Source organism: Paenibacillus sp. EKM10P (genome assembly GCF_011800655.1).
In the GTDB taxonomy this organism is placed as follows: Bacteria; Bacillota; Bacilli; order Paenibacillales; family Paenibacillaceae; genus Paenibacillus; species Paenibacillus polymyxa.
The window spans coordinates 61,580-85,430 of sequence record NZ_JAALET010000016.1; the positions used below are offsets into that span (position 1 = coordinate 61,580).

23 protein-coding genes and 1 riboswitch are annotated in these 23,851 nt (G+C 47.5%); of the genes, 1 reads left to right on the forward strand and 22 read right to left on the reverse strand.

The annotated features are described in order from the left end of the window. Positions 1-135: 135 nt before the first annotated feature. The 9 genes from HFE01_RS23770 to pth all read right to left on the reverse strand — a co-directional run bounded on the left by HFE01_RS23770 (position 136) and on the right by pth (position 10,836). On the reverse strand, positions 136-414 hold the full coding sequence (locus HFE01_RS23770; protein ID WP_016818913.1) for an RNA-binding S4 domain-containing protein: 279 nt from the start codon (positions 412-414) through the stop codon (positions 136-138). Then, the gene (locus tag HFE01_RS23775) at positions 414-686 is read right to left on the reverse strand and encodes an HU family DNA-binding protein (RefSeq protein ID WP_007428028.1); all 273 of its coding nucleotides are present in this window, start codon (positions 684-686) and stop codon (positions 414-416) included. Before HFE01_RS23775 ends, HFE01_RS23770 begins: the two co-directional genes overlap by 1 nt. Before the next feature lie 333 nt (positions 687-1,019). Next, complete coding sequence (gene yabN / locus HFE01_RS23780) at positions 1,020-2,519, reverse strand: bifunctional methyltransferase/pyrophosphohydrolase YabN (protein WP_016818914.1); 1,500 nt, start codon at positions 2,517-2,519, stop codon at positions 1,020-1,022. A gap of 167 nt (positions 2,520-2,686) precedes the next feature. Then, positions 2,687-4,345, reverse strand: a complete 1,659-nt coding sequence (locus tag HFE01_RS23785) for a putative polysaccharide biosynthesis protein (protein ID WP_167438698.1) — start codon at positions 4,343-4,345, stop codon at positions 2,687-2,689. 139 nt (positions 4,346-4,484) lie between these two features. Then, positions 4,485-5,027, reverse strand: a complete 543-nt coding sequence (spoVT, locus tag HFE01_RS23790; RefSeq protein ID WP_013368681.1) for a stage V sporulation protein T — start codon at positions 5,025-5,027, stop codon at positions 4,485-4,487. A 167-nt stretch (positions 5,028-5,194) separates the two neighbouring features. Further along, a complete protein-coding gene (locus HFE01_RS23795) occupies positions 5,195-6,313 on the reverse strand; it encodes a peptidylprolyl isomerase (RefSeq protein ID WP_167438699.1) in 1,119 nt (372 codons plus the stop codon). Next, the gene (mfd, locus tag HFE01_RS23800) at positions 6,297-9,824 is read right to left on the reverse strand and encodes a transcription-repair coupling factor (RefSeq protein WP_016818917.1); all 3,528 of its coding nucleotides are present in this window, start codon (positions 9,822-9,824) and stop codon (positions 6,297-6,299) included. The genes HFE01_RS23795 and mfd overlap by 17 nt, the downstream gene beginning before the upstream one ends. A 134-nt stretch (positions 9,825-9,958) precedes the next feature. Further along, entirely contained in the window at positions 9,959-10,189 is a 231-nt protein-coding gene (gene fin / locus HFE01_RS23805; RefSeq protein WP_007428020.1) for an anti-sigma-F factor Fin, read from the reverse strand. A gap of 86 nt (positions 10,190-10,275) precedes the next feature. Continuing rightward, positions 10,276-10,836, reverse strand: coding sequence for an aminoacyl-tRNA hydrolase (gene pth / locus HFE01_RS23810; RefSeq protein ID WP_016818918.1), 561 nt, complete (start codon positions 10,834-10,836; stop codon positions 10,276-10,278). A 74-nt stretch (positions 10,837-10,910) separates the two neighbouring features. Here pth and HFE01_RS27725 point away from each other — a divergent pair, with 74 nt between their 5' ends. Next, a complete protein-coding gene (locus tag HFE01_RS27725; RefSeq protein WP_013368676.1) occupies positions 10,911-11,111 on the forward strand; it encodes a hypothetical protein in 201 nt (66 codons plus the stop codon). 68 nt (positions 11,112-11,179) lie between these two features. Here the strand turns inward: HFE01_RS27725 and HFE01_RS23820 are convergent, their stop codons facing one another. The 13 genes from HFE01_RS23820 to HFE01_RS23885 all read right to left on the reverse strand — a co-directional run bounded on the left by HFE01_RS23820 (position 11,180) and on the right by HFE01_RS23885 (position 23,765). Continuing rightward, a complete protein-coding gene (locus HFE01_RS23820; protein ID WP_013308125.1) occupies positions 11,180-12,133 on the reverse strand; it encodes a ribose-phosphate diphosphokinase in 954 nt (317 codons plus the stop codon). Between the two features lie 59 nt (positions 12,134-12,192). After that, positions 12,193-13,590 carry a bifunctional UDP-N-acetylglucosamine diphosphorylase/glucosamine-1-phosphate N-acetyltransferase GlmU gene (gene glmU, locus HFE01_RS23825; protein ID WP_167438700.1) on the reverse strand — a complete coding sequence of 466 codons (1,398 nt, stop codon included), beginning with the start codon at positions 13,588-13,590 and terminating at the stop codon, positions 12,193-12,195. A gap of 345 nt (positions 13,591-13,935) precedes the next feature. Next, complete coding sequence (spoVG, locus tag HFE01_RS23830; protein ID WP_007428016.1) at positions 13,936-14,223, reverse strand: septation regulator SpoVG; 288 nt, start codon at positions 14,221-14,223, stop codon at positions 13,936-13,938. Between the two features lie 163 nt (positions 14,224-14,386). Then, entirely contained in the window at positions 14,387-15,226 is an 840-nt protein-coding gene (gene purR, locus HFE01_RS23835; RefSeq protein ID WP_013368673.1) for a pur operon repressor, read from the reverse strand. Positions 15,227-15,407: 181 nt separating this feature from the next. Next, a complete protein-coding gene (gene ispE, locus HFE01_RS23840; RefSeq protein ID WP_025676573.1) occupies positions 15,408-16,262 on the reverse strand; it encodes a 4-(cytidine 5'-diphospho)-2-C-methyl-D-erythritol kinase in 855 nt (284 codons plus the stop codon). Between the two features lie 144 nt (positions 16,263-16,406). After that, positions 16,407-16,586, reverse strand: coding sequence for a small, acid-soluble spore protein, alpha/beta type (locus HFE01_RS23845; RefSeq protein WP_007428013.1), 180 nt, complete (start codon positions 16,584-16,586; stop codon positions 16,407-16,409). Positions 16,587-16,751: 165 nt separating this feature from the next. Beyond that, positions 16,752-17,033: a biofilm formation stimulator Veg gene (gene veg / locus HFE01_RS23850; RefSeq protein WP_013308120.1), complete on the reverse strand. Its 282-nt coding sequence runs from the start codon at positions 17,031-17,033 to the stop codon at positions 16,752-16,754. 199 nt (positions 17,034-17,232) lie between these two features. Beyond that, entirely contained in the window at positions 17,233-18,129 is an 897-nt protein-coding gene (gene yabG, locus HFE01_RS23855; protein ID WP_014599339.1) for a sporulation peptidase YabG, read from the reverse strand. Positions 18,130-18,184: 55 nt separating this feature from the next. Then, positions 18,185-19,069: a 16S rRNA (adenine(1518)-N(6)/adenine(1519)-N(6))-dimethyltransferase RsmA gene (rsmA, locus tag HFE01_RS23860; RefSeq protein ID WP_013368670.1), complete on the reverse strand. Its 885-nt coding sequence runs from the start codon at positions 19,067-19,069 to the stop codon at positions 18,185-18,187. 7 nt (positions 19,070-19,076) lie between these two features. Beyond that, positions 19,077-19,622 carry a ribonuclease M5 gene (gene rnmV, locus HFE01_RS23865; protein ID WP_013368669.1) on the reverse strand — a complete coding sequence of 182 codons (546 nt, stop codon included), beginning with the start codon at positions 19,620-19,622 and terminating at the stop codon, positions 19,077-19,079. A 145-nt stretch (positions 19,623-19,767) separates the two neighbouring features. After that, positions 19,768-20,916: a 3D domain-containing protein gene (locus tag HFE01_RS23870; protein ID WP_167438701.1), complete on the reverse strand. Its 1,149-nt coding sequence runs from the start codon at positions 20,914-20,916 to the stop codon at positions 19,768-19,770. Between the two features lie 271 nt (positions 20,917-21,187). Continuing rightward, positions 21,188-21,468, reverse strand: a riboswitch (cyclic di-AMP (ydaO/yuaA leader). Positions 21,469-21,668: 200 nt separating this feature from the next. Continuing rightward, on the reverse strand, positions 21,669-22,439 hold the full coding sequence (locus HFE01_RS23880; protein WP_090737502.1) for a TatD family hydrolase: 771 nt from the start codon (positions 22,437-22,439) through the stop codon (positions 21,669-21,671). A gap of 42 nt (positions 22,440-22,481) precedes the next feature. Continuing rightward, positions 22,482-23,765 (reverse strand): HD domain-containing protein, encoded by a 1,284-nt coding sequence (locus HFE01_RS23885; RefSeq protein ID WP_025676582.1) that lies wholly within the window; start codon positions 23,763-23,765, stop codon positions 22,482-22,484. Between the last annotated feature and the right edge of the window lie 86 nt (positions 23,766-23,851).

Below are 23,851 nucleotides of genomic sequence, written 5' to 3' on the forward strand. Positions count from 1 at the left end.
CATGATTTAGAACCGCATTGGTTATTCACGAGCATATATTAGACGAAAGCTCATCATCCAAAAGAAAAAGCATCCCTTCATAAGATATGAAGGAATGCTTCTATGTACAACGTTATGAGAAAATCAGATGTCTGCTTACCAGTTCAAACCGTTGTCCCTGGCAATAGGCTCTTCCTTTACCAAAGTGTACATACTTGCAGCCTCGTCCTTGCGTGTAGTGTCGGCGAGCCGTTCCACTCGCACGGTCACCAGCTTCTGGCCAAATTGGACGGTAATTTCATCGCCCACTTTGACCGCACTGCTCGGCTTGGCTTCGCGTCCATTCACCAGCACTCTCCCTTGTTCAGAGACGTCCTTGGCTACTGTACGACGCTTAATCAGCCGCGAGACTTTCAAGAATTTATCAAGACGCATTAGTTAACGGCTTCTTTAAGCTTATTACCGGCTTTAAAAGCAGGAACGGTCGATTCTGGAATTTCAATCGTGTTGCCGGTTTGTGGATTGCGGCCTGTACGGCTAGAACGCTTGCGCGTTTCGAAAGTACCAAAGCCGATCAGTTGTACTTTGTCGCCACTCGCAAGTGCATCTGTAATTTCACCAAGTACGCCATTCAATACAGCTTCAACGTCACGTTTGCTCAAACCGCTTTTGCTGGAAATATTGTTGATCAGATCTGTCTTGTTCATAAGATAAAAGCCTCCTAAATGTCAAAAAATAATCATCACGCTACATATCCATAAATGGAGCAGACGTGAGGTCCAACTGTGGCCGTAGCCTTTCTGAATACTACTGTAACATGTTAACTATAGGCTACAGTTATTTTCAGAATTATTACAAGTTATTCGGGCTTGTCCTTAAAAATCCTGCAATGACAGGCGTTTTTTATTCGACCCCCAGTTAAGCCAACATCCTACTACAAAACTCTGCCCATTGGCAAGTCTGCTCAAGCTGGGCGTGTTTTCAACCCTGCTTATGTCTCATTTTACTGGCCCATACAGCCAAAGATCAAATCTATGGAGTCAATCTCTATCAAGGAGCTTTTTCGCTTCCTGCCAGTAGGTCTCCATTTCATCTACACTGCTGTCTTCGGGACGACGTCCCTGCTCGCGTAATTTCTGCTCAATATACTGGAAACGGCTCACAAATTTGCGATTAGTGGCTGACAGCGCCTCCTCTGGATCTACTTCCATGAACCGGGCTGCATTCACGGCAACAAATAACACATCGCCCAACTCCAGCAACTGAGCTTCCACGGAATGCCCTTCCCGAACCGCTTCCTTCAACTCAGCCACTTCTTCGTCCAGTTTATCAAATACGCCTTCAATGCTATCCCAGTTAAAGCCTACTTTAGCTGCTTTTTTCTGGAGCTTGTACGATTTCATAAGAGCAGGTAGATCACGGGGAACCCCATCCAGCACGGAAGGGTCTGCTGCCGTTGTACCTTTAAGTCGTTTTTCCTCAGCCTTCATCTGTTCCCAGTTTTGCAGCGCCTCTTCCGCATCATTCGCTTGATTATCACCGAACACATGCGGGTGACGGAAAATAAGCTTATCGTTCAGCCCTTGGATCACATCATAGACATTGAAGGTTCCGACTTCCTCTTCCATTTGGGCATGCAGCAAAATTTGTAACAACAGATCGCCGAGCTCTTCCTTCATATGCTCAGGATCATCCTCATCTATAGTTTCAATGACCTCATACGTTTCCTCGATCAGATTTTTGCGGATCGATTGATGTGTCTGTTCGCGATCCCATGGACAGCCTTCTGGACTGCGCAAAATATCGACAATCTCATGTAGACGGTCAAAAGAACGCCGTTTCAGCGCCTCATCCTCACTGCGAGGTATGTACACCAAGGATAGGTTCCCGTAGCCCTCTACTCGATCCAGCTCGTACAGCGGCACCTTGTGGACTGCTTCCTCACCTTCTACCCCAAGCGCGTGGCCGACATACACCTCATAATCGTCAGGATACCGCTCCATCAAGCACAGCTTCACATCGGAAGCCGTAAAGGTGTCATATACCTGTCCGATCAGCGTGTGCAACTGAGGCTGGAGCCAGCTCGCATCCAGTGTACCTGCATCCAACAGCTGGAAACCCTCAATCGGATCAAAACCAAGACGCACAAAAGCCTCATCCAGGAAACTTTCGCCCCCCAAGATGTTTAGTTCAATCCCTTGCGCAGGACAACGCTCCTTGAGCAACTGCACCGCTGCTTCCGCCACCATCGGGTGACCGGGAACCGCATAGACGATTTCGCTTCCGTCTGCCGCCTTAGCAGCTGTTGCCATCAATTGACTGGTAATTTCCTCGTATACCTCTGGAAAAGATTCCTTTGTCTCATATACCGCATCAAATGACTCAAAGGCCACTTCAAACTCATCCAGCACTTGAACCGCCGGATGTTCCTTGGTTCGCAGATATAGCGCTGAAGCCCCCCGCATTTTGTTCAATATCCCTATCGTAAGCTGATCGGGATCTCCCGAGCCCAGACCTACGATCGTTAATGTTACGCTCATATCCAATCCTCCGTTCCGCAAAAGCAGGATTCATGCTCGGAAAAAACACCCGGCGCAATCCAATCCAGCTTCCGCTTCCTTTGCTTTGGCATTTACTATACCACAAAGTTGTATAGGCTCATAAAATGGCTTGCGCAGCTGTCGCGCGGCAAGTCGTATAACCCCGGCTAAGCCAGTACACGCAGTCTGCGCAGCACGGCTGCCAGCGGGCGTCCGAGCTTGGGCACTGCCACAAGCTCGGCTTCCGTGATCAACCTCAAGCGTGCGAGGCCGATCACGAACACCACGGCGCCTGCGGCTACTCCCAGCAGGCTCTCCGCCGCTGCCGTGGCACGACCTCCGGCAGCCCATCCTAAGGCACCCAGCACAGCACTGGTGCCCCACATCGCCGCCCCGGCTGCACCAGCCAAGGCGACAAGCAATACCGCCGGTTTGAGTACACTGGCGGACCAGCTCCCGCGCAACCCCACCAAGCGGGCCAGCAGCGCGATGTTGATCACTGCCGCCAGCAGATAGGCGACAGCCCCCGCTATGGCGGCACCAGCCGTGCCTAGCTGTGGCACGAGCAGCCAGTTTAGCAGCGCCTTGGCTGCTGCGGCCGCGAGCATCGCCAGAGCTGGCGCGCGAACCGCGCCAAGCCCTTGCAGTAGCGCAGCCGAGATGATGCTGAGCGTACCTCCTACGGCGGTCAGCGCCATCCAGCGCATCACCGTGCTGCCGGTATCGTCTGCATACAGCATCACATTGACGGGCACGGCCAGCACGATCAAGCCTGTCGCAGCGGCTAGTCCTAGTAGCCAAAACCAGCGCAGCGATTGCTCGCACTGACGACGTGCCAACTCCGTACCTCCGGTTACCCGAGCCTCAGCCAGCGAGGGTATGAACAATGCCGACAATGTGGTGGCAAACATCATGACCAGCTGTACTAGCGGAAGCCCCCGGTTATACACGCCGAAGGCCACCATAACCGCCGTATCGTCCAAGCCCTCCTGCTTTAACAAGCGAGGGACGGTAAATGTATCTACCAGGTTAATTAACGGAACGGCTAGCGCTCCAAGGCAAACAGGTAAGGCATAACGTAGCAGCGCCTTTAGCAAAGCGCCGTTGCTTTCCGCTGGGTAAAGCTCACCAGTCTGGGCTTGCACTGTTGTCATTGCCGTCTCTTGCCGCCTAAGTCTCTTTCTGTGACCTCGCCAATACAACAGCATGATCACCAAGCCCGCTGCTCCGCCTGCTGCTGAGCCAAACACTGCTCCAGCGGCTATCATATCCGCCCCTGCTCCTTGTGGCAGCATGAACAGCAACAATATGATCATCACGCTTACCCGTATCGCCTGCTCCGTCACTTGGGAGACCGCCGTTGGAATCATATTTTGCAAACCTTGAAAATAGCCTCTCAGTCCCGCCATAACCGGCACGAACAAAAAGGCAACCGCTGCCGCCCTCACCGATGGAATGACGTGAGCATTGTCGATCCACTGGCCGATTAGCGGCGCACACGTATACATCAGCAGCCCCAGAATCAGTCCGAAGATGCCCAATACAAGCGAAGATAGCAGGGCAACACGTTGCCCTGCTGCCCGGTTTCCCACAGCCTCATACTCAGCTACAAATTTGGATACGGCAACCGGGAATCCAGCAGCTGCAATGGTAATAAACAGCGTATAAAAAGGATAAACCGTATTATAAATGCCAAACACGCCGTCGCCGCCAATATTTTGCAACGGGATTTTTTGCAATGTGCCGATCAGCTTGCTTGCTACCGCTGCCATTGTCAAAATGACAGCACCCCGTAGCAGCCGCGAAGCGGCGCGATTTTCCTGCATTCTCCGTCTCCACTCCCACCTGGATAAGCATTTTTACGAGTCCTATTATACCGTCTCTCCTCCCGGAAAGAAAAAAATCCCTGTACAACGTTGAACGGCTTTATCCGTTTTGTACGTCATACAGGGGTGAAACGGGGTGTTACTGTTCCATTTGTTTGCCCAGGAAGCCAGCGGCTGTTTCAGCCATCTTGACCTCCATTTCGGACATTTTTACATTTTCATCCTTGTTCAACAATATAACAGAGCCGATGGGATCACCACCCGAAACAATGGGAGCCGTCACAAAGGACGAGAGTGTTTCTTCGTGGTCTCGCGTCAGCTCATAAGAGCCGCTGGCTGTCTCCAGCACAGTCTTGCGATTATCCATGCTACCTTCGATAATGCTACCGATTTGCTTGTCCAGAAACTCTTTTTTCGAGCCTCCAGCCACCGTAATAATGGTGTCACGATCGGTAATCATCGTAATATGGCCTGTGCTTTCAAACAGGGACTCAGCATATTCTTTGGCGAAATCACCAAGTTCACCAATAGGTGAATACTTTTTCAAAATGACTTCTCCGTCACGATCCACAAAAATCTCAAGCGGATCTCCTTCACGAATTCTCAAGGTGCGGCGAATCTCCTTTGGAATAACTACCCGCCCAAGATCATCAATACGGCGAACTATACCAGTAGCTTTCATTTCACATGTTGCCCCACTTTCTCAAGAAGAATTTAGTAAACTACTGACGGTATCGAAAGACGCTTCCACTCCCCCAGAAGCAGTCACGAAGAACGTCGCGGTCATGGTGTTTATGGTGATATCTGACCATAGTATTCATCTGTTCCCAATTCCTTATGCATGTTCAGTTATTTACCTTCGTTTGCAGCTCCATCTTTGGCTGTTCCAGCTTTACTATCGCCCGTACCGCTTGTTGTTCCGCTCGGTGTAGTTGTGCTGCCCGCACCGGACGTTGCACCACTTTTCTCTTGCGTAGCAGGTGCCTTCGGCAGATTGATTTTCAAATCAAGCTTCGCCAAATCATTTTCGGTAAAGTTTTGGATACTTTCCCCTGCCAATTTATTTTTCAGGGCAGCCTTCTCGTTGTCCTTCAATTTATCAAATGTTGGCTCATTGCGGGACTCCACTTTGATCACGTGATATCCGTATTCTGTTTCCACAGGCTCACCAATTTTGTTAATCGGTTGAGTCTCGGCAGCCTCTTTAAAAGCAGGTACCCATTGTGCTACGGACGCATTCTCATACAGCCCCCCATTAGATGCGGAACCTGGGTCTTCCGAATACTTCTTGGCAATCGTCGCAAAATCCGCTCCACCGTCCAGCTTCGCCTTTACTTCTTTGGCCAGCTTGAGAGTAGCTTCTTTTGTACGCTGTTTCTTTGTTTTTGGATCTTCGAAATTAATCAATACATGGCGCACGGTTGCTGTCGTGAATTGATCTTTATTTTTCTCAAATTCCTGTTTCAGCTGATCATCCGTTACTTTATTGGTTTCGCTATTGATTACCGTCATGACACGCGTGAAGTAATCTTTCACACCTTGTTCGGTCAGCTTCTGATCGCTCAGAAATGTCTTAAACTTATCTTCGCCGACCGACTTTTTATACTGCTCCAACTGCTCGTTTCCTTGTTTGGCGCCCTCTTCCTTGGCTTTATCGTCCGCTTTGGCCGCCAAAAGCTTGTACACTACTTCCTGCTTTACAATTTGCTCACGTACCTGATCAGAAGCTAAAGCAGCCTCATACTCTGGGTACAGAAATTTCATCATGCTGATTTCTTGGTTGAACTCATTTTCGGTAATCGTTCCACCCTTATAGGTCACGACAACCTTGCTGTTGTCTTTCGGCTCATCCTTGACCTTATTCTCATCCGCTTGCTTTGTACATGCTGCCAGCACCGATATAGCTAGCAACGCTGCCATGCCCAAGGAGAGCATTCTCCAAGGTTTTCTTTTATTTAGTTGTGGCATTTTGCAGTTCCTCCTTCAATGTGAATGCTTCTTTCAATGCACTCAAAAATTGCTCCAGCAGTTCTAGCAACTGTGGATCATTTAGACCTTTGCCCTTTATGCGTGCGCTCATAGAAGTGCCCTGTTCAAATTGTACACGTCTTTCAAAGCGATTGCCAATCTCGGCAAGTTTGGCCGTCTGAACCGCGTGCTGACGACCTTCATGGAATTTCAGCACTATATTGTCATCCCGCTGCACAATGGACTCGATTCCATACATCCGTCCATATACTTTAAGACGAGCCACGGCAAGCAAATGACGAACAGCCTCTGGCAGATCGCCAAATCGGTCGACCAGTTCGTCCTCCAGTTCGGAAGCCTCATCAAAGGTACTGACCGCTGCAACTTTCTTATAAATCTCAATCTTCTGGATGCTGTCATAAATATAGTCTCCCGGCAGGTAAGCATCGACACCCAAATCAATCGATGTACTCCAATTCCGGTTGGATTGATCCTCTTCTCCAAGCACACTGACTTTACGTTTGTTGATTTCCTCAGCCAGCATTTGCGAGTAAAGGTCAAAACCAACGGAAGCGATGAATCCGTGCTGCTCGGCGCCAAGTAAGTTACCCGCTCCGCGGATGGACAAATCACGCATTGCAATCTTGAACCCAGAACCCAACTCCGTAAATTCTTTGATAGACTGAAGTCGCTTCTCCGCCACCTCTGTAAGCACCTTATCTCGCTGGTACGTGAAATAAGCATAGGCAATCCGATTGGAACGGCCTACACGCCCACGCAGCTGATAAAGCTGGGAGAGCCCCATTTTATCAGCATCATGCACAATGAGTGTATTCACATTGGGGATATCCACACCAGTTTCGATAATGCTCGTGCTAACCAGTACATCATATTCACCATCTAGGAAATCCAAAATGGTTTTCTCCAGTTCCGTTTCAGACATCTGTCCGTGACCTACGCCCACCTTGGCGTCTGGGACAAGTGCATTGATCTCGGCAGCCATCTCCTGAATCCCCTGTACGCGATTATACAGGTAGTACACCTGTCCTCCACGTGCCATCTCGCGTTCAATGGCCTCGCGAACTAGAGTCTGGCTATGCTCAACTACATAGGTCTGCACTGGAAAACGGTTTTCTGGTGGCGTCTCAATAACTGACAAATCACGTACACCCAGCATGGACATATGCAGCGTACGGGGAATAGGTGTAGCCGTTAGTGTCAACACGTCTACATTCGTTTTCAGTTTTTTCAGCTTTTCTTTGTGCGTTACGCCAAAACGTTGCTCTTCATCGACAATAAGCAGCCCCAGATCCTTGAACACCAGATCCTGGGAAAGTAGACGGTGAGTACCAATGACAATATCCACCGTACCTTGTCGAACTCCCTTGGTCGTCTCATTCTGCTCTTTGCGCGAGCGGAAACGGCTCAATACCTGAATATTGAACGGATACCCGGAAAAGCGCTCACGGAAAGTCTCATAGTGCTGTTGTGCCAAAATCGTCGTCGGTACCAACACAGCCACTTGTTTGCCCTCAATAGCAGACTTAAAAGCAGCACGAATAGCCACCTCAGTCTTGCCGTAGCCTACGTCACCGCACAGCAAACGATCCATCGGACGACTCTGCTCCATGTCCTTTTTAATTTCTTCAATAGCCCGAATCTGGTCACGTGTCTCATCATACGGGAACATATCCTCAAATTCCTGCTGTTCTGGTGAATCCTTTTCAAAAGCAAAGCCTGGTGCTGACTGTCTTTCCGCATATAGCTTGATCAAGTCATCTGCGATGTCCTGAACCGAACTGCGCACCTTACTTTTAACACGTGTCCACTCATTGCCGCCCAGTTTGTAAATCTTGGGTTCTTTGTCCTCGGAGCCCACATACTTCTGAATCAGATCAATTTGTTCAATCGGTACAGACAGCTTATCTCCGCCCGCATAGAGGATATGCATGTAATCCTTATGGATACCGCCAACCTCCAGCGTACCGATTCCCATGTACTTCCCGATTCCGTGATTTTGGTGTACGACATAATCGCCCACCTTCAGCTCGCTATAGCTCTTAATCCGCTCTGCATTGTCTACATGTCGCCCCTGCTTACGTGCTTTCCGCTGCTTCTGGGAGAACATCTCACCTTCGGTAATCACTGCCAGATGAATAGACGGCATCTCAAAACCGCTTTGCAGATTACCAATCGCCATCGTCGGCTCATCAATACCGTAGTCTTGAAGCACTCGCCGCATCCGATCCAGACGTTCATCTCCGCTCGCCAGCATCATAACCTGTGTGCCTGCCTTGCGCCAACGATCCATCTCTGCCTTGAGTACATTCATTTGACCGTGGAAATCCTGCATGCCACGGCAGATGAAATTCAAAATATTTTGCGGCTGTGTATGCGGAACCTGGCGAAGAAAGATCGACAGGAACAGCGTTTGAAATCTCCGATTATACAGCAGATTATCCGAGTTATCCGATAGCTCCAGTTGCGGTAGAGTTTTACCGTTTTGAAGCAAATGCAAATTCCATTCAGACTCATCCCGCTCTAGCTGCCTGGCTGTTTCTAGCATCCGTGCTGGTTCATCAATGATTAGAATCGTATCTTCCGGCATATAATCAGCCAAGGTTTTGCGTTCAGGATACAGCAGGGAGATATATTTATAGATTTCGTCAAAATACACATGCTCCCGCAGCAGCTCAATTTCACGATGAATTTCCTCTTTCAGATGCTGCTTAGCCTGACGATCTGTCATTTTGTCCAGCTGTTCCTCCAACAACAGAGCAGCGGCATCAGCAGCTTGATCCATACGCTGGTGGCTTGCAATAACTTCCTTACATGGCGTTACAGTAACTTCCTGTACCTTTTCCACCGAACGCTGATCTTGCGGATCAAACATACGGATGGAGTCAATTTCATCATCAAACAACTCCACACGATAGCCCCATCGGGTTGTCATTGGATAAAAATCAACAATTCCCCCGCGTACACTCATCTCCCCGCGGGATTCAACACGCTCTACACGCTGGTATCCCATCTCCACCATATGCAGCAAAAATGCTTCCAGCTGAATCGTTTCTCCCTCTTTCAGCTCAACACGAGCCTCACGCCATGTTTCCGGGATTGGTAGTAGACGCCGGACTCCAGAAAACGGCACGACAACAACCCCACGAAAACCCTGGGCACATCGGATCAATACATCAATTCGTTGGGATAACGTCTCTGGACTGGATATGGCTGCTTCAGCAGCTACCAACTCGTTAGCTGGATACAATAAAACCTGATCAGGAGAAAGCGCTTCCTGCAAATCATCTGCTATCTTTTGAGCGGCAAACATATTGTGCGTCATGACCATTAACGGTCGTCCAGTATCTTCAGCAAGTGCGGCCATCAGGACCTGTCTTGAAGAGCCTGACAAGCCTGATATCAGCTGTTCCTTCATGCCTGAGGAAATACCTGCCGCAATGGATGCATAATCAGCATCCTTCGTAAAAGCCTGAATAAGTGCTTGTAACAAAAAAGGCACCCCTTTATGCTTATAAATAGTTACATGTAAACCGAAAAAGAAGCCTCAGCAATGCTGCCAAGGCTCCATAAGCGGAATTGCCGCTTCACCTCTCAAGCTGGTACATCAGACCAGTTGAATACCTGTTATTGGAGCGGGTTTACGAGCAGACTCAGCTCCGGATTATTCTCCAGTGCCTGACTGCAATGCTCGCAAATGACCTTAACGGTCACCTCACCACCCGAATTATACGCTATTATATCTCTACGTTCAGCAGGGGTCAAGGAATGGAAGCCCAACCTTTCTTCGGTTATTGCAGCGGAGTCAATTCGCCCTAAGAAAGTTCGACAATGTCTGCATACATAATTAACAACCATGTAATGTATATGCCTCCTGAAAGTTTTCTATACCTTTCAGTATGTCCAACAATCTTCCATTTAAGCCCGTCTACCTACGTCAGAACTTACTTGTTGAATTCAGCCATCGTCCGCTCAAACGGATGATTCAGACTGTATTCTAAAGCGTTGCACGTATCTTCTATCATTCCGGTCAATAGTTCCTTTTCCTTCTTTGGAAAGGTGCCCAAAACATAATCGACAATAGCATGTCCAGGCTCTGGGCGGGAAATGCCCATGCGAATCCGGTTGAAGGATTGCGTCCCTGTATGCTGAATGATCGATTTAATGCCATTATGACCGCCTGCGCTACCTTGATAACGCAGTCTTATTTTACCGACCTCTGTATCCAGATCATCGTAAACGACAATCAGATCTTCCATATCGGCCTTATAGTAGTCCATGTATGCACGTAGAGACTCGCCTGAGAGATTCATATATGTCATAGGCTTAATCAATACCGTTTTCACGCCACCAATGTGCCCCTCACCAATCAATGCCTTACATTTGCTTTGGGTAATCTGGATATTATGGCGTGAGGCAAGTGCATCTAAGGCCATAAATCCGACATTATGTCTCGTTTTCTCGTATTGGGGACCGGGGTTGCCCAATCCTACAATCCACTTCATTAGCCTTGACACCTCTTTCGAAGTCTTGATTTTTTGGTAAAATAGTTTTAGTGAACAGGAAGGTGCGTGCCGATATGCTCAATCAAGGTGATATCCTCTTATATGACAGCCATTTTCTATATCATTTAAAACATTCCGTTCCTGTCCAAATTTATGACGGGAATGTACATGTTCAAATTGGCATCGTTGCGCGTTTTAATGAGCATTTCGTCGAAATCGAGGACACACTATACAATCGTCAACGCTTCACATTCATATCTCGGCCAGGCTTTTAGCCTGACATGCTGATAGGGGTTACCTTTTCCATATGGAAAAAGCAACCCCTTTTTTAATGAGCCAGCGCTTATTCGATTTCAAACAGTTTGCTGATCGACAATTCTTCATGCACACGGATGATGGCTTCTCCCATTAATGGAGCCACAGACAGTACCTTCAGCTTGCTTGTCGGATTTGGGTGAACGATCGGGATCGTATCCGTCACAACCACCTCTTTTAATGGCGAATTCTCCAGTCTTTCCATCGCAGGACCGGACAGCACGGCATGTGTACAACATGCATACACATCTTTTACGCCGCCTTCTTTAAGCGCATTTGCACCCAATACAATCGTTCCGGCTGTATCAATGATATCATCAATTAAAATAGCCGTCTTACCCTCAATGTTCCCGATGATATTCATCACTTCACTGACATTTGGCTCTGGACGACGCTTATCAATAATAGCGAGCGGCGCACTCAGGAAGTCCGCCAGCTTGCGCGCACGAACAACCCCACCATGATCGGGTGAAACGACAATCGGGTTCTCAATTTGCTTGGAACGGAAATATTGGGCCAGAATTGGCGCTCCCAGCATATGATCAACTGGAATATCAAAGAATCCCTGAATCTGCATCGCATGCAAATCCATACTGATTACGCGGTGAGCCCCCGCCTTTTCAATCAAGTTAGCGACAAGTTTCGCCGTGATTGGATCACGCGAACGAGCCTTACGATCCTGACGAGCATAACCGTAATATGGCATAACAACATTGATACTTTTGGCAGAAGCGCGTTTAAGTGCATCAATCATAACCAATAACTCCATCAAGTTGTCGTTAACTGGCAGACAAGTGGACTGTACAATATACACATGGCAGCCGCGAACACTTTCCGACAGCTTAACCTGAATTTCACCGTCACTAAACGATGTGGTATGGGATTCCCCCATTGGGATTCCGATGTAGTCCGCAATCTGGTGGGCTAACTTCGGATTGGAGTTACAAGTAAATATTTTGAGTTTGGAATCGCAATAAGTCATTAATAGAAACCCTCCGTGCTGGTTCATTCATTACAGATTCAACAGCTTGCTGATTAAGGTCATTCCGATCTTTTTTTCTTTGCTTTGGCACGCGCGCGGATTTTGTCCGCATATCCGGCTTTGTTCTCTTGACGTGGTCTGGCAATGGCCAGGTCGTTATCAGGGACAGCATGTGTTACAGTGGAGCCTGCGACAACATAAGCACCTTTTCCAATCTTAATCGGGGCGATCAGATTCACATTGCTGCCAATAAAGGCATCGTCTTCAATTTCTGTAATGGATTTATTATATCCATCATAATTAACCGTTATTGCCCCGCAGCCAATATTTACGTTTGTACCCACCTTGGCATCACCGACATAGCTCAAATGAGACACCTTGGAATGATCTCCAATGGTCGCATTTTTCACCTCTACAAAATCACCAATCTTCACATGTTCGCCAAGCTTCGCGCCTGGACGCAGATAAGCAAACGGACCTACAGATGTACTGCTTCCCACTTCCGCTTCGTTCAACACCGAATGTTTCACTGTTGCTCCTGAGTGGATAATCGTATTCTGGATCTCGGCCTGCGGGCCAATCACACAATCTTCTCCGATTTGTGTTTGACCATGCAACCATGTATTTGGGTACAATACTGTATCGGAACCAATGACAACATCGCTTCCGATGTAGGTAGAAGACGGATCAATGACGGTGACACCATTCAGCATATGTTTGCGAACGATACGCTCGCGCATATAGCCTTCAGCAACCGACAAAGCAACTCTGTCGTTTACACCGATAGATTCCGACACGTCATCTGTCAAATACGCCTCAACCTGCTCACCTTCGCCATGCAAAATACCAATGACATCGGTCAGGTAGTATTCCTGCTGTGCATTGGCGTTCGTTACCTTGTCCAGCGCTGCAAATAACTTGGCATTGTCAAAACAATACGTTCCTGTGTTAATCTCACGGACAGCATCTTCCTCAGGTGAACAATCCTTCTGTTCCACGATCTTAAGCACGGCCCCGGAAGTATCACGAATAACTCGTCCATATCCTTTCGGGTCGTCCAACTCGGCGGTCAGAATCGTTGCAGCCGCTCCGCGGCTTTCGTGCAGTTGCACCAAACCTTCCAGCGTTTCCGCTGTGATCAACGGAGTATCTCCACAAATAACAATTGTGGTGCCCTGCTCCTGACCAAGCAGGTCCTTGGCTTGCTTGACAGCATGGCCCGTTCCCAACTGCTCTGCCTGAAGCGCATATTCTGCCGACGGTCCCAAATAAGACTGTACCGCCTCTGCTCCGTGACCCACGACGACTACACTGCGGGACACACCGATTGCACGAACCGTGTCGAGCACATGTCCGACCATCGGTTTTCCGCACACCGGATGCAGAACTTTATATAATTTGGATTTCATACGTTTTCCCTGCCCTGCGGCAAGAATGACTGCCAACCTTTCCAACAAGTCCAACCTCCTATCCTGAAAATAACAGTTACCCCTCGGCTAAAACGTTAATTCCCAGATCAGATTTTGCTTAACTTTTCACAATCCTCCTGAAAAATAACGGCGAACCTTTGGTTAATGGCTATTTTTTCAGGCCAGCTTGTGCTGGACGTTCATCCCCAGGACGCATCGCTGCCTAGTCCCTGTCTTATGAAAAAGCCGCTTCGGCAGCCCGGATGGCTCCAAGTTGCCTTAAAACTGACTGTTAACTCACTAAAGAATATATCTCATTCCAGACAAAAAGAAAAGAGAGCCACAGTTAGTGGCTCTCTTTTTCTTTTGTACCCCAATCCTGCTTTAGGCGAATTAAGCGCCTTCTTCAATAGCAACTTCTTCATCAACAGCTGCACGTTCGTACTCAGTCAATACAGCAGCTTGAATCTTTTCACGAGTTCCTGAAGATATCGGGTGAGCGATATCGCGAAACTCTCCGTCAGGGGTTCGTTTGCTTGGCATAGCTACGAACATCCCGTTGTTACCGTCGATAACTCGGATGTCATGAACAACAAACTCGTTATCAATTGTAATGGATGCAATCGCCTTCATTCTTCCTTCTGAGTTCACTCGGCGGAGTCTAACATCCGTAATCTGCATGTGTGTTTCACCACCTTTTTCCAAATAGGACTTGGTGTATACATTCCACACAGCATTTCGAATTCCTTCTTTTTTTGGACAATTCGTATCCTAAATTCAGGTAATTTTTTTGAAAAGATTTCTTTTCGACATATTTAGGTATTTTATGATGAATTGTGACAATTTACTGCCCTGTTAACTCATCAAAATAATTACCCAGCTTGACTGTAATTTGCTTACTTCGAGAATCGACTGCGGTCAGATTTGCCAGTGAAATATAATCGTGCAACAGGCGCTCTTCGTTCTCTACCTCGCCCGACTCTACCAGAACACCGACACCAGCTACCTCAGCATCAAACTCTGCTAACAAGTCAACCATTCCTTGTATCGTGCCGCCAGCCTTCATAAAATCATCTACGATGAGCACACGCGATTTCTCACGCATTGCACGTCTGGATAAAGACATCGTATGCAGGCTCTTTTGTGATCCAGAAACATAATTAATACTTACAGCTGAGCCTTCTGTCACCTGATGGTCACGTCGTACAAGCACGACTGGCAAATTAAGCTGTGCTCCGGTTGCATATGCGAGCGGAATGCCCTTCGTCTCTACAGTCATAACCACATCAATCTGACGATCGGCAAAAGCGGTCGCAAATATTTTACCTGCTTCGTTCATCATCGCTGGTTGGCCCAGCAAATCGGATAAATATAGGTACCCTCCCGGTAATATGCGATCAGGCTGCTCCAGTTGCGCGCACAAGTCATTCGCAAACGCAAGCGCATGCTGCTTGGAGAGCCGTGGGATCAACTTGACGCCCCCTGCTGCTCCCGCCAGTGTCAGAAGCTCGCCAGTACCCTCATCCTCAAATACTTCTTTGATAATAGCTAGATCCTCGCTTATCGACGACTTAGCTGCCCCGTATCGATCTGCAAAATGAGTAAGAGGCACCAATGTATGCGGCCGTGACAACAAAAATTGTGTCATTTCCACCAATCGTGAGCTTCTTTTAAGTTTTTTCACAACAATTCCTCGCGATCTATTCTCCTGCCGCCCGCTTCGTACAATAAAGCACCGGCGGACTGGCCGGTTGCTGGCGGAATGTAAGTGATATAGTAAAATCCGAATATTTAATAGTAAATATATCATCTTCGTACGTATTTGTACAACAATTACCACTATAATATGAAGAAAATATCTAAAATCAGGTCAAAAGTCGTACTGCGTATACATCTTTACAAAAGCCTCTTAGTCCGTTATAGATCCGTGGCACTTTGGCTTCCTTAGATACCAACCCGAACACTGTAGGTCCACTGCCTGACATCAGCACGCCATCTGCTCCTAAACGGATCATGGAGTTTTTAAGATGCTCCACTTCTGGATACAGCTTTAATGTCACATCCTCCAGTACATTACCCAGGGCGTTGCATACATCGGTAAAAGAAGCGTTACGAATCGCCTGTTCCATCTGCCGGGCAGACGGGTGGTGCGTAATCTGATCCGCTTTGACACGACCATACACTTCAGCCGTCGAAACATTAATCGGCGGCTTGGCGAGAATCACCCAGCATTGTGGCGGATTCGGCAGTGGCTTGAGCAGTTCTCCGCGCCCGCTCGCTAAAGCTGTGCCCCCTGTAATGCAGAAAGGTACGTCTGAACCCAATTCAGCACCCAGTACCCTTAATTCCGCATCCGAGATACCGAGTTTCCACAGCTTGTTCAGTCCACGCAATGCTGCAGCAGCATCGCTGCTTCCTCCTGCTAATCCTGCAGCCACCGGGATATGCTTATCCAGATGGATATGAACGCCTGTAGACACGTTATAACGTTCTTTGATTAGACGCGCAGCCTGAAAAGCCAAGTTCTTTTCATCCAATGGTATGTACCCGGCTTGACTAGAAATGATAATGGTATCACGCGGTAACTCGGACATCGTCAATCGGTCGGATAGATCAACCATAGTCATGATCATTTCGACCTCGTGATAACCATCATCCCGCTTACGTAGAACATCAAGCATTAAATTAATTTTCGCCGGTGCTTTTTCATATATTTTCAAGGCGTTCACCCACCTTCAACTTTTCCCTCAAGACAGCTTAACATATTATATCAGACTCAGCCTGTCAAGTCATGAGGTTCAAAAAAGCGGAGATGCCCCGGTATGACCCCGGATATCCCCGCTTTTTATCAGCACCACCGAGAGCTACGATTTGCGAGAAGCCGCCTGCTCCGCAAGCTGAATGGCCCGCTTGACCATATTGCCCGCATCCTTGGCTTTAATGCCTCCCCAGCCTTCTTCCTTGACCGTGTCGTAAAACCCCAGATCTTTGGCTAGTTCGTACTTTAGCTCTTCCGACATAACACTCCGTCTTCTTCGGCTCATGCATACGCCTCCTTCGGCAATGGAATAAGGAAGATCATTCCCGCCTTAGTATGTGCAGAGATATCATGCTTCATCCTGCTCTGCAAATACAAAACGACCCCGCCATTAAAAATGACGAGGTCGCCGTTAAACCTGCAAAGCTGGTATAAATCACGTAAAAAAGAATTAAGGTGTTTCGAAATATTCGACTACACTTGTGTGAGAGTCGGGATCATATACACTGACCTCCACCGACTCGGTAAGAATGTCAGCATAGCTGTAGGAGACACGTTTAAACGTCTGTTGCTCCTGATCCAGCTTGACGATAAAAACAGAAGGGTACGTTTCTTCCAAGACACCAGTTCGTTCGACGGTCTTACGGCGTCCGCCGTTAGCCCGCAGCAAAATCTTTTGCCCTACATGTGCGTCGAGACTGCGTTTGATTTCCAACAGCGTATTTTTAGCCATTGCCTAACGACCACCTCTTTCCTTGTCCATTATAACGAATTTTAGAGGGATTGTCAAATCAAGCTAAATATTATAACAACACGAAAAATAAGTTGTCAATTTAATTTTTTGCGAACAGGAATAATATACATAAAAAATGACAAAAAGCCTCTAAAAAGAGGCTTTTGTTCAGATAAATCCTATTAGGCACATTTGAATCTCAGATCGCTGAAGGCGTTACTTTAAGCGTTGACAAATTTTCAAGCTTCGGCAAACCGATGCGGTAGCTTCCCCTTGTTTCAATTCCACCCACTCCGCGGCTGCCACTGATGGTCTGGTGAAACAAGTCTCCCATATTGACCGTATCACGGATTGAAGTAAATGCGGCCTTGGCAGCCACGTAAACGGGGTCCAGAGCGTGAATCAAGATACGCCCTGGGGAACTGGCAAAGTTGGCTCCCGCACGCAGCAGCGCCTCAAAATGGGACTGGCACGCACCCGCTACAATTGTCAGTGAATCCAGATGACGCTCATATTGTCTCGCTACCTGAATCGCTGCCACAAAATTTTGCGAATTCTTGTAGCTTTTCAAGCTGTACAAATCATAAGGCTGCGGTTGCTTTAGCACACCATCATGTCCAGTGATGACTACAATATCAGGACGAATGCGGGGAAGCAGTCGGTATAACGTATCCGCCATTGCCGATTCGTGAACGTGATGTCCCTCTGCGGGAACACGGAGCTGTTCATATAGACTGAGACATTTCCTTAAATAGCCAGGGTCTCCATCCAGATGAAGAACCTTTCCTGGCATTTCAAAATACGTTGACTCCACCGGATCACTCCACTCTCCAATCAGAGCCGCCTGGCTACGGGCAGCTTGCTGCTGGCGTGCCCGTTGCAAAAGATTAAGAGACTCCCCGGCCTTAATGTGGGCCTGTTGAGTCTTACCGCTAATCTGGTCTGCAGGCACTCTGACCAGATCGTTCACCGGGGAATCGGCCAGTAGCCGAAATTCCGTCCCCTTAATGATCGCTTTATCCCGCTGGATGTCTTCAACGCGAAACGTGACATCACCGCCGTACGATTTCCGAACGACCAAGTCTCCTAAACTCATCACACTGTATCACCCCTCCTATATCGTATGGGTGAATGCACAGTTTGGTTCCAACTTAGGATATACCGGCCTCCAATAGCACGGCGCTCAGACGCGCAAATTCCTCGATACTCAGCGTTTCCCCTCGACGGGAGGGCTCAATATCAGCTTGTTGCAACAGCGGCTCCAGCGTGTCCCTGTTCTCTTTAGTGAAGAAGCGGCTTTTTAGGTTATTTGAAATGGTTTTACGACGTTGGGCAAAAGCGGCATGAACCACTTCAAAAAAGTGCTTTTCGTCCACCACTTCCACCGGAGGGACTTCTCGTACACGCAGCCGAATAACTGCCGAATCAACATTCGGCTGAGGAATAAATACTGTATTCGGCACCGTACAGACTAACTCAGGCTCGCTGTAATATTGCACGGCTATGCTTAAGCTGCCGTAATCCTTCGTACCAGGAGACGCAGCCATGCGCTCAGCCACCTCCTTTTGAATCATAACGACGATATTCTCCAAGGGAAGCTTGTCCTCCAGTAGACGCATCAGAATCGGTGTAGTGACGTAATACGGCAGATTAGCGACGACACTCACTTTGCTCACATCTGCAAAGTCAGCTGCAAACACTTCACGCAAATCCAGCTTTAACACGTCTCCATGGCGAACCTTTACATGCTCGTAAGGGGCCAGCACTTCTTCAAGAATGGGCAACAGCCGCTGGTCAATCTCAACAGCGGTAACTGCCTTAGCGGATTGCGCCAATTTCTCGGTCAAAGCTCCAATGCCCGGACCAATCTCAAGCGCGCCCTTTGTATCATCCAATCCGGCAGCATTTACGATCTTGCTCAGAATATTTTGATCAATCAGAAAGTTTTGTCCCAGACTCTTTTTGAACGAAAAACCGTGCCTTTGAATAATTTCCTTCGTACGCCGTGGTGTTGCTATATCTTGAATCCCTGTCATACGGATATCACAATCCTTCACTTTCGATTTGTGCCAGCGCACTGGCAAATTCCTCACGACTGATCTGAAATACAGAGAGCCGCTTATGTAGCTGCTTTCCGTTACAATAGCCAATACCCAGTACATTCCCCAAGGCCATACGGCGTGCAGCAGCATTGGGGTGGGTAATAAGTCCAGCGTCAATCAGGTCCGCCATTTCAATCAGCGGTTCGGCGCCTTCCACTGTCGTATGTACCCGCGCGAGAGCGTGTCTGATGGCTTCCGGGGAGGCATTCTCCACGCCAATATCCCCTTTGCGTGTCGCCTCTGCCTCAGGTATAAAAGCCTGCTTGCAGCCGGGGACCTTGGAGGCGATAATTTTACGGATACGCTCCCCTGCATGATCGGGATCAGTTAAAATAATGACCCCCCGCCGTTCCTGTGCCAATGCAATTTTCCGCAGCGTCATTTTATTAATGGCTGAACCGCCAGTTTCTATCGTATCTGCTTCGACAGCACGGCGAATGGCTACTGTATCATCCCGGCCTTCCACCACGATCACTTCCTTGATCATCTTCGTTTCCCTCCACTGCTACACAGCAACATATATTATCTTTCCCTGCTTTTGAAAACAAAATAAGAAGAGGATATCCTCTTCTTAGCATGGCATAACTATGTTGTTAATACTATCGCATTGTCCTCAACATACACAACCTGTTTTAGTTGATTTCCGGCTTTACAGGTCCGATAACATATACGGTTTTACCGTGCTTACGACCAAATTGGTTAGCCCGGCTTAAACTCTCATAATACACATCGATTTTGTGGCCTTTAATCGCGCCACCGGTATCCTCCGCACGGCGGAAGCCTACCCCTTCAATATACACCCACCAGCCGATGGGAATTACATTCGGATCGACAGCGATGGTGCGTCCTTCCGTGACACGCGTGCCGGAGGCGGTACGTGTACCGATACCTGGCTCCTGGGCAGAGTACGCCGTCATGGAGACATTTTGTAAAACTTTTTTATAATTAAAATTAATACCTGCTTTACGGACAGCGCTGCCCGAACTAACCTTTGTAGCCTTAACCGCATCTTTAGGGCCGATGGAAGCAGCTAGAAGGACCGGTTTTTTCTTCGTTCCTACCGCAATTACCTTATCTACACGATTTTGTGCGACTTCCTTGTTGACCAGCTGTTTGGACACCAATTTTCCATCATGGTATACCTTTTGAACATGCTGGACTACCACACCCGATTTGCCACTTTGAATGACTCGATTATCGCCTTTATAGAGACTTGGATCTGCCGTTTTGATGACCTGATAAGGCACTTGTTTTTTCTGTTCGACCTGCTGTTTCTTCACACGGACGATTTTTATGTCCATGTTAGCTGAAACAGAGGCATCCAACGCAGGGTAAACTTTATCCGTTGATGATAATTTATAGCCCGAAGTGCGAATGGCACCCTCTACTGTATTTTCTGTTGTGTACAGCTTTTTCGTCTCATTGCCTGAGGATACTTTAACCTGATTGGCACGTTTAATGACTACGCGATCCCCATCCTGTACTGCCCCGTTTAGCGGCATGGAAATTGTATCATGCGGCTGAAGTGAAATAGAATGCTCATTGAGCAAATCTTGGAGCTTGGATTCCCGGGTTTCTACCGCAGATGCCTTACCATCGATGACAAAAAAGACTTGTTTTTTAGATTGCGTGTACATCAGAATTGAAATCATAATCGTTAGTGCGATTAGAAAAATAGCAACCAAAGCAGCCTGGCGCACATTCTCTTGCTTCCAACGTAATACGTAAGACATGCTGGATGAGCGTGACTCATGGGTCTCCTCTTTTCGGAAAATGCCCATTTCCTCCGTCCTCCTTACATAGCCCGCCGTCTGGAGTAAGACATAGTTGATCGTTGACGTGACTATAACAGATTTTCTACAAGACAAGCCCGTACTGCGACTGTCCTGCACCATGTACCCGTCTTCGCGGCATGCTGTCCTCCCCTGTTTAACCACAGTATGATGACAGATTTTCTTTTATTCACAACAAAAAAAGCCAAAGAAAGAGACTAGAGAGCTCTTTCGTGGCTTCCGACATGTGTGAATATGCGGGAAAACTCATGCACGAGATGGCTTCTCTCTTGTTACGCTTACGGGGTTAGCTGTCGGGTTCGGACGTAGAGAGTCGCCCTAGCTTAGGTCAACCGCTCATGGCGGTCGCCTTCACATTCACCCCGAAGACCCAGAAAGAAATCGAAATACGGCTTCTCTACCTGTTCAATCCCATCCAGGAAATGAATTTCGGTCGAGCCGACTACTGAAGAGATAATATCTCTTGCATATACGCCGGACGTACTGTAAGCCATATCGGTTCCCCCGTTCCCTGTAAAAGGGACTCAGCGAGACTGGTTCATGAAATGATTTGTTGATGTTTACACTCAACAACAATTCACTGAAAAGATGATATCCTGTTTCCATGCATGTTGTAAAGCAGGTTTCAAGTACATTTTTCAAAATATTCGGTTAAAAAATTGTAATATTCTTGAGTTTCCTGCAACAAAATCATAATTAGCTCCGTCTATCTCTTTATTTTGATTGATTTCTTCGCTTTTTCACTGAATGTCAAATCGTTCCAAGGCATTTTGGGTCGTAATGGATACCAATTCCTCCACCGTAATTCCCTTAATTTGGGCGGCTGCCTCTGCTACCAATCTCACATGTGCCGACTCATTTCGCTTCCCACGAAACGGATGAGGCGTCAAGTAAGGCGCGTCCGTTTCAATAAGCAGACGGTCCAGGGGTACCTGGGCTAGCACCTCTTTTGGCTGCTTGGCATTTTTGAACGTTATGGGCCCGCCGAAGGAAAGGTGGAAACCCATATCCAGCACCATTTTAGCTGTCTCCCAACTCCCAGAAAAGGAGTGCATGACTCCGCCAATCTCGCCCGCCTTTTCCTCACGTAAAATCCTCACAATATCTTCATGTGCATCCCGGTTATGGATAACAATTGGCATGTTGAGCTCACGTGCCAGGCCAATTTGATTTCGAAGTACCCGCTGCTGCACATCCTTTGGTGATGTATCCCAATAATAATCCAGACCGATCTCTCCGATCGCTACAACCTTTTTATGACTGCATAACGATGCAATCCATTCTAAATCACCCTCCTGCATTGTAATGGCATCCTGCGGATGCCATCCAACGGCTGCATAAATAAAATCATACGTCTCAGCCAGCTTCATGGTGGATGGAATGGTCTCACGATTAAATCCGATATTGATCATCCGTGTTACTCCTGATTCGACAGCACGTGCTATAACTTCTTCACGGTCTTCGTCAAATTGTGGCGCATCTAGGTGAGTATGAGTGTCGAACAAATCCAAGGTTTTCATCTCCTTTTCTTACTTACATTTCAATATATTTGTCTATTGTTTGACAAAATAATTCCTTATTTCGGCAGGAAGCCTTTCTTTTACCCCGTTCAATTTATTCTGGGGAAAATACATGTGATATTTTCCTCGGTGAATGCCACTTATTGAGCGTACAATTTCTGAAACTTCGGATATTTCCCGTACCTCGCCCTGACGTCCAAGCAGTAAAATCTGGTTGTCCGTTGAACCGCCCTGCCGAAACACATCATAAGGAAGATCTGTCGGAAAATCAATTTCAAGATCATATTCAGGATGCAAGCCAGCCTTTTCCAAAGCCTCTCGAATATGGTCAACGGTATCTGTATCCATATTTTCAATCTCTACATATTTATACAATCTACGATCCATAAAACGGCTGCTCAAATCACTTAAAATTTCGTCCTTTTCTCGTTTCCATTGGCTAAATACCGTCTGAATCAAAGACTCATCCAGCATCAAATACTGCTCCACTGTTAGCTCTCCTTTTAATAGATCTGGCAGCGGATCTAGCAGAAAACCAAACTCATATCCGTTTTTGAACAATTCCTTAGCTCTCTTGAAAATTTTACGTAACAGGATTTCTGAGCTGCGTGTTACAGGATGGAAATAAATTTGCCAGTACATCTGGTAGCGTGACATTAGATAATCCTCTACTGCATGCATACCCGACTCTTTTACGACAATTCTCCCATTGTGAGGGCGCAGCAAACGTAAAATACGATCCAAATCAATTGTTCCGTAGTTAACACCTGTTGAATGAGCATCCCGCAACAAATAATCCATACGGTCAGCATCCAGCGGGCTTGTTACCAAGTTGACAACAATCGGCTTATCATACGTTTTGGCTATAACCGCCGCGACCTTGTGGGGCAACATCTCATCAACTTGCCGTAGCACAGCGTTGATCTTCGTGTCCCCCAGTACAATGCGGCATGTCCAATCCTCATGGTTCATATGAAAGGCTTCTTCAATTGAATGAGAAAATGGACCGTGCCCCACATCGTGCAACAAAGCGGCACACAGAGCAATCAGTCTTTCTTCCTTGGGCCAGTCGGGAAAATCTCCACGTTCAAATTGAGAAATAATACGTCTCGTAATCTCATATACGCCCAGTGAATGTGAAAACCGGCTGTGCTCCGCTCCATGAAACGTAAGATAAGATGTGCCTAACTGCCGAATGCGTCGTAACCGTTGGAACTCCGGCGTATTGATCAATCGCCATATCACAGTATCCTGAACATGGATGTAATTATGTACCGGGTCCTTAAAAACTTTTTCTTCACTGAGTGGCTGGTGCAAGATATCAGCTCCTTTAATATTCGGAATAATGGATTAAAATACAATAAAATCCTAAACATCTTCCCTTATTCGACACCGTTTGTCGT

What these genes read in the sequence shown, in the direction of transcription:
- HFE01_RS23770 (WP_016818913.1), bottom strand. Translation starts at nt 414, where the DNA reads ATGCGTCTTGATAAATTCTTGAAAGTCTCGCGGCTGATTAAGCGTCGT.
- HFE01_RS23775 (WP_007428028.1), bottom strand. Translation starts at nt 686, where the DNA reads ATGAACAAGACAGATCTGATCAACAATATTTCCAGCAAAAGCGGTTTG.
- yabN (WP_016818914.1), bottom strand. Translation starts at nt 2,519, where the DNA reads ATGAGCGTAACATTAACGATCGTAGGTCTGGGCTCGGGAGATCCCGAT.
- HFE01_RS23785 (WP_167438698.1), bottom strand. Translation starts at nt 4,345, where the DNA reads ATGCAGGAAAATCGCGCCGCTTCGCGGCTGCTACGGGGTGCTGTCATT.
- spoVT (WP_013368681.1), bottom strand. Translation starts at nt 5,027, where the DNA reads ATGAAAGCTACTGGTATAGTTCGCCGTATTGATGATCTTGGGCGGGTA.
- HFE01_RS23795 (WP_167438699.1), bottom strand. Translation starts at nt 6,313, where the DNA reads ATGCCACAACTAAATAAAAGAAAACCTTGGAGAATGCTCTCCTTGGGC.
- fin (WP_007428020.1), bottom strand. Translation starts at nt 10,189, where the DNA reads ATGGTTGTTAATTATGTATGCAGACATTGTCGAACTTTCTTAGGGCGA.
- pth (WP_016818918.1), bottom strand. Translation starts at nt 10,836, where the DNA reads ATGAAGTGGATTGTAGGATTGGGCAACCCCGGTCCCCAATACGAGAAA.
- HFE01_RS27725 (WP_013368676.1), top strand. Translation starts at nt 10,911, where the DNA reads ATGCTCAATCAAGGTGATATCCTCTTATATGACAGCCATTTTCTATAT.
- HFE01_RS23820 (WP_013308125.1), bottom strand. Translation starts at nt 12,133, where the DNA reads ATGACTTATTGCGATTCCAAACTCAAAATATTTACTTGTAACTCCAAT.
- spoVG (WP_007428016.1), bottom strand. Translation starts at nt 14,223, where the DNA reads ATGCAGATTACGGATGTTAGACTCCGCCGAGTGAACTCAGAAGGAAGA.
- HFE01_RS23845 (WP_007428013.1), bottom strand. Translation starts at nt 16,586, where the DNA reads ATGAGCCGAAGAAGACGGAGTGTTATGTCGGAAGAGCTAAAGTACGAA.
- veg (WP_013308120.1), bottom strand. Translation starts at nt 17,033, where the DNA reads ATGGCTAAAAATACGCTGTTGGAAATCAAACGCAGTCTCGACGCACAT.
- yabG (WP_014599339.1), bottom strand. Translation starts at nt 18,129, where the DNA reads ATGAGTTTAGGAGACTTGGTCGTTCGGAAATCGTACGGCGGTGATGTC.
- rsmA (WP_013368670.1), bottom strand. Translation starts at nt 19,069, where the DNA reads ATGACAGGGATTCAAGATATAGCAACACCACGGCGTACGAAGGAAATT.
- rnmV (WP_013368669.1), bottom strand. Translation starts at nt 19,622, where the DNA reads ATGATCAAGGAAGTGATCGTGGTGGAAGGCCGGGATGATACAGTAGCC.
- HFE01_RS23870 (WP_167438701.1), bottom strand. Translation starts at nt 20,916, where the DNA reads ATGGGCATTTTCCGAAAAGAGGAGACCCATGAGTCACGCTCATCCAGC.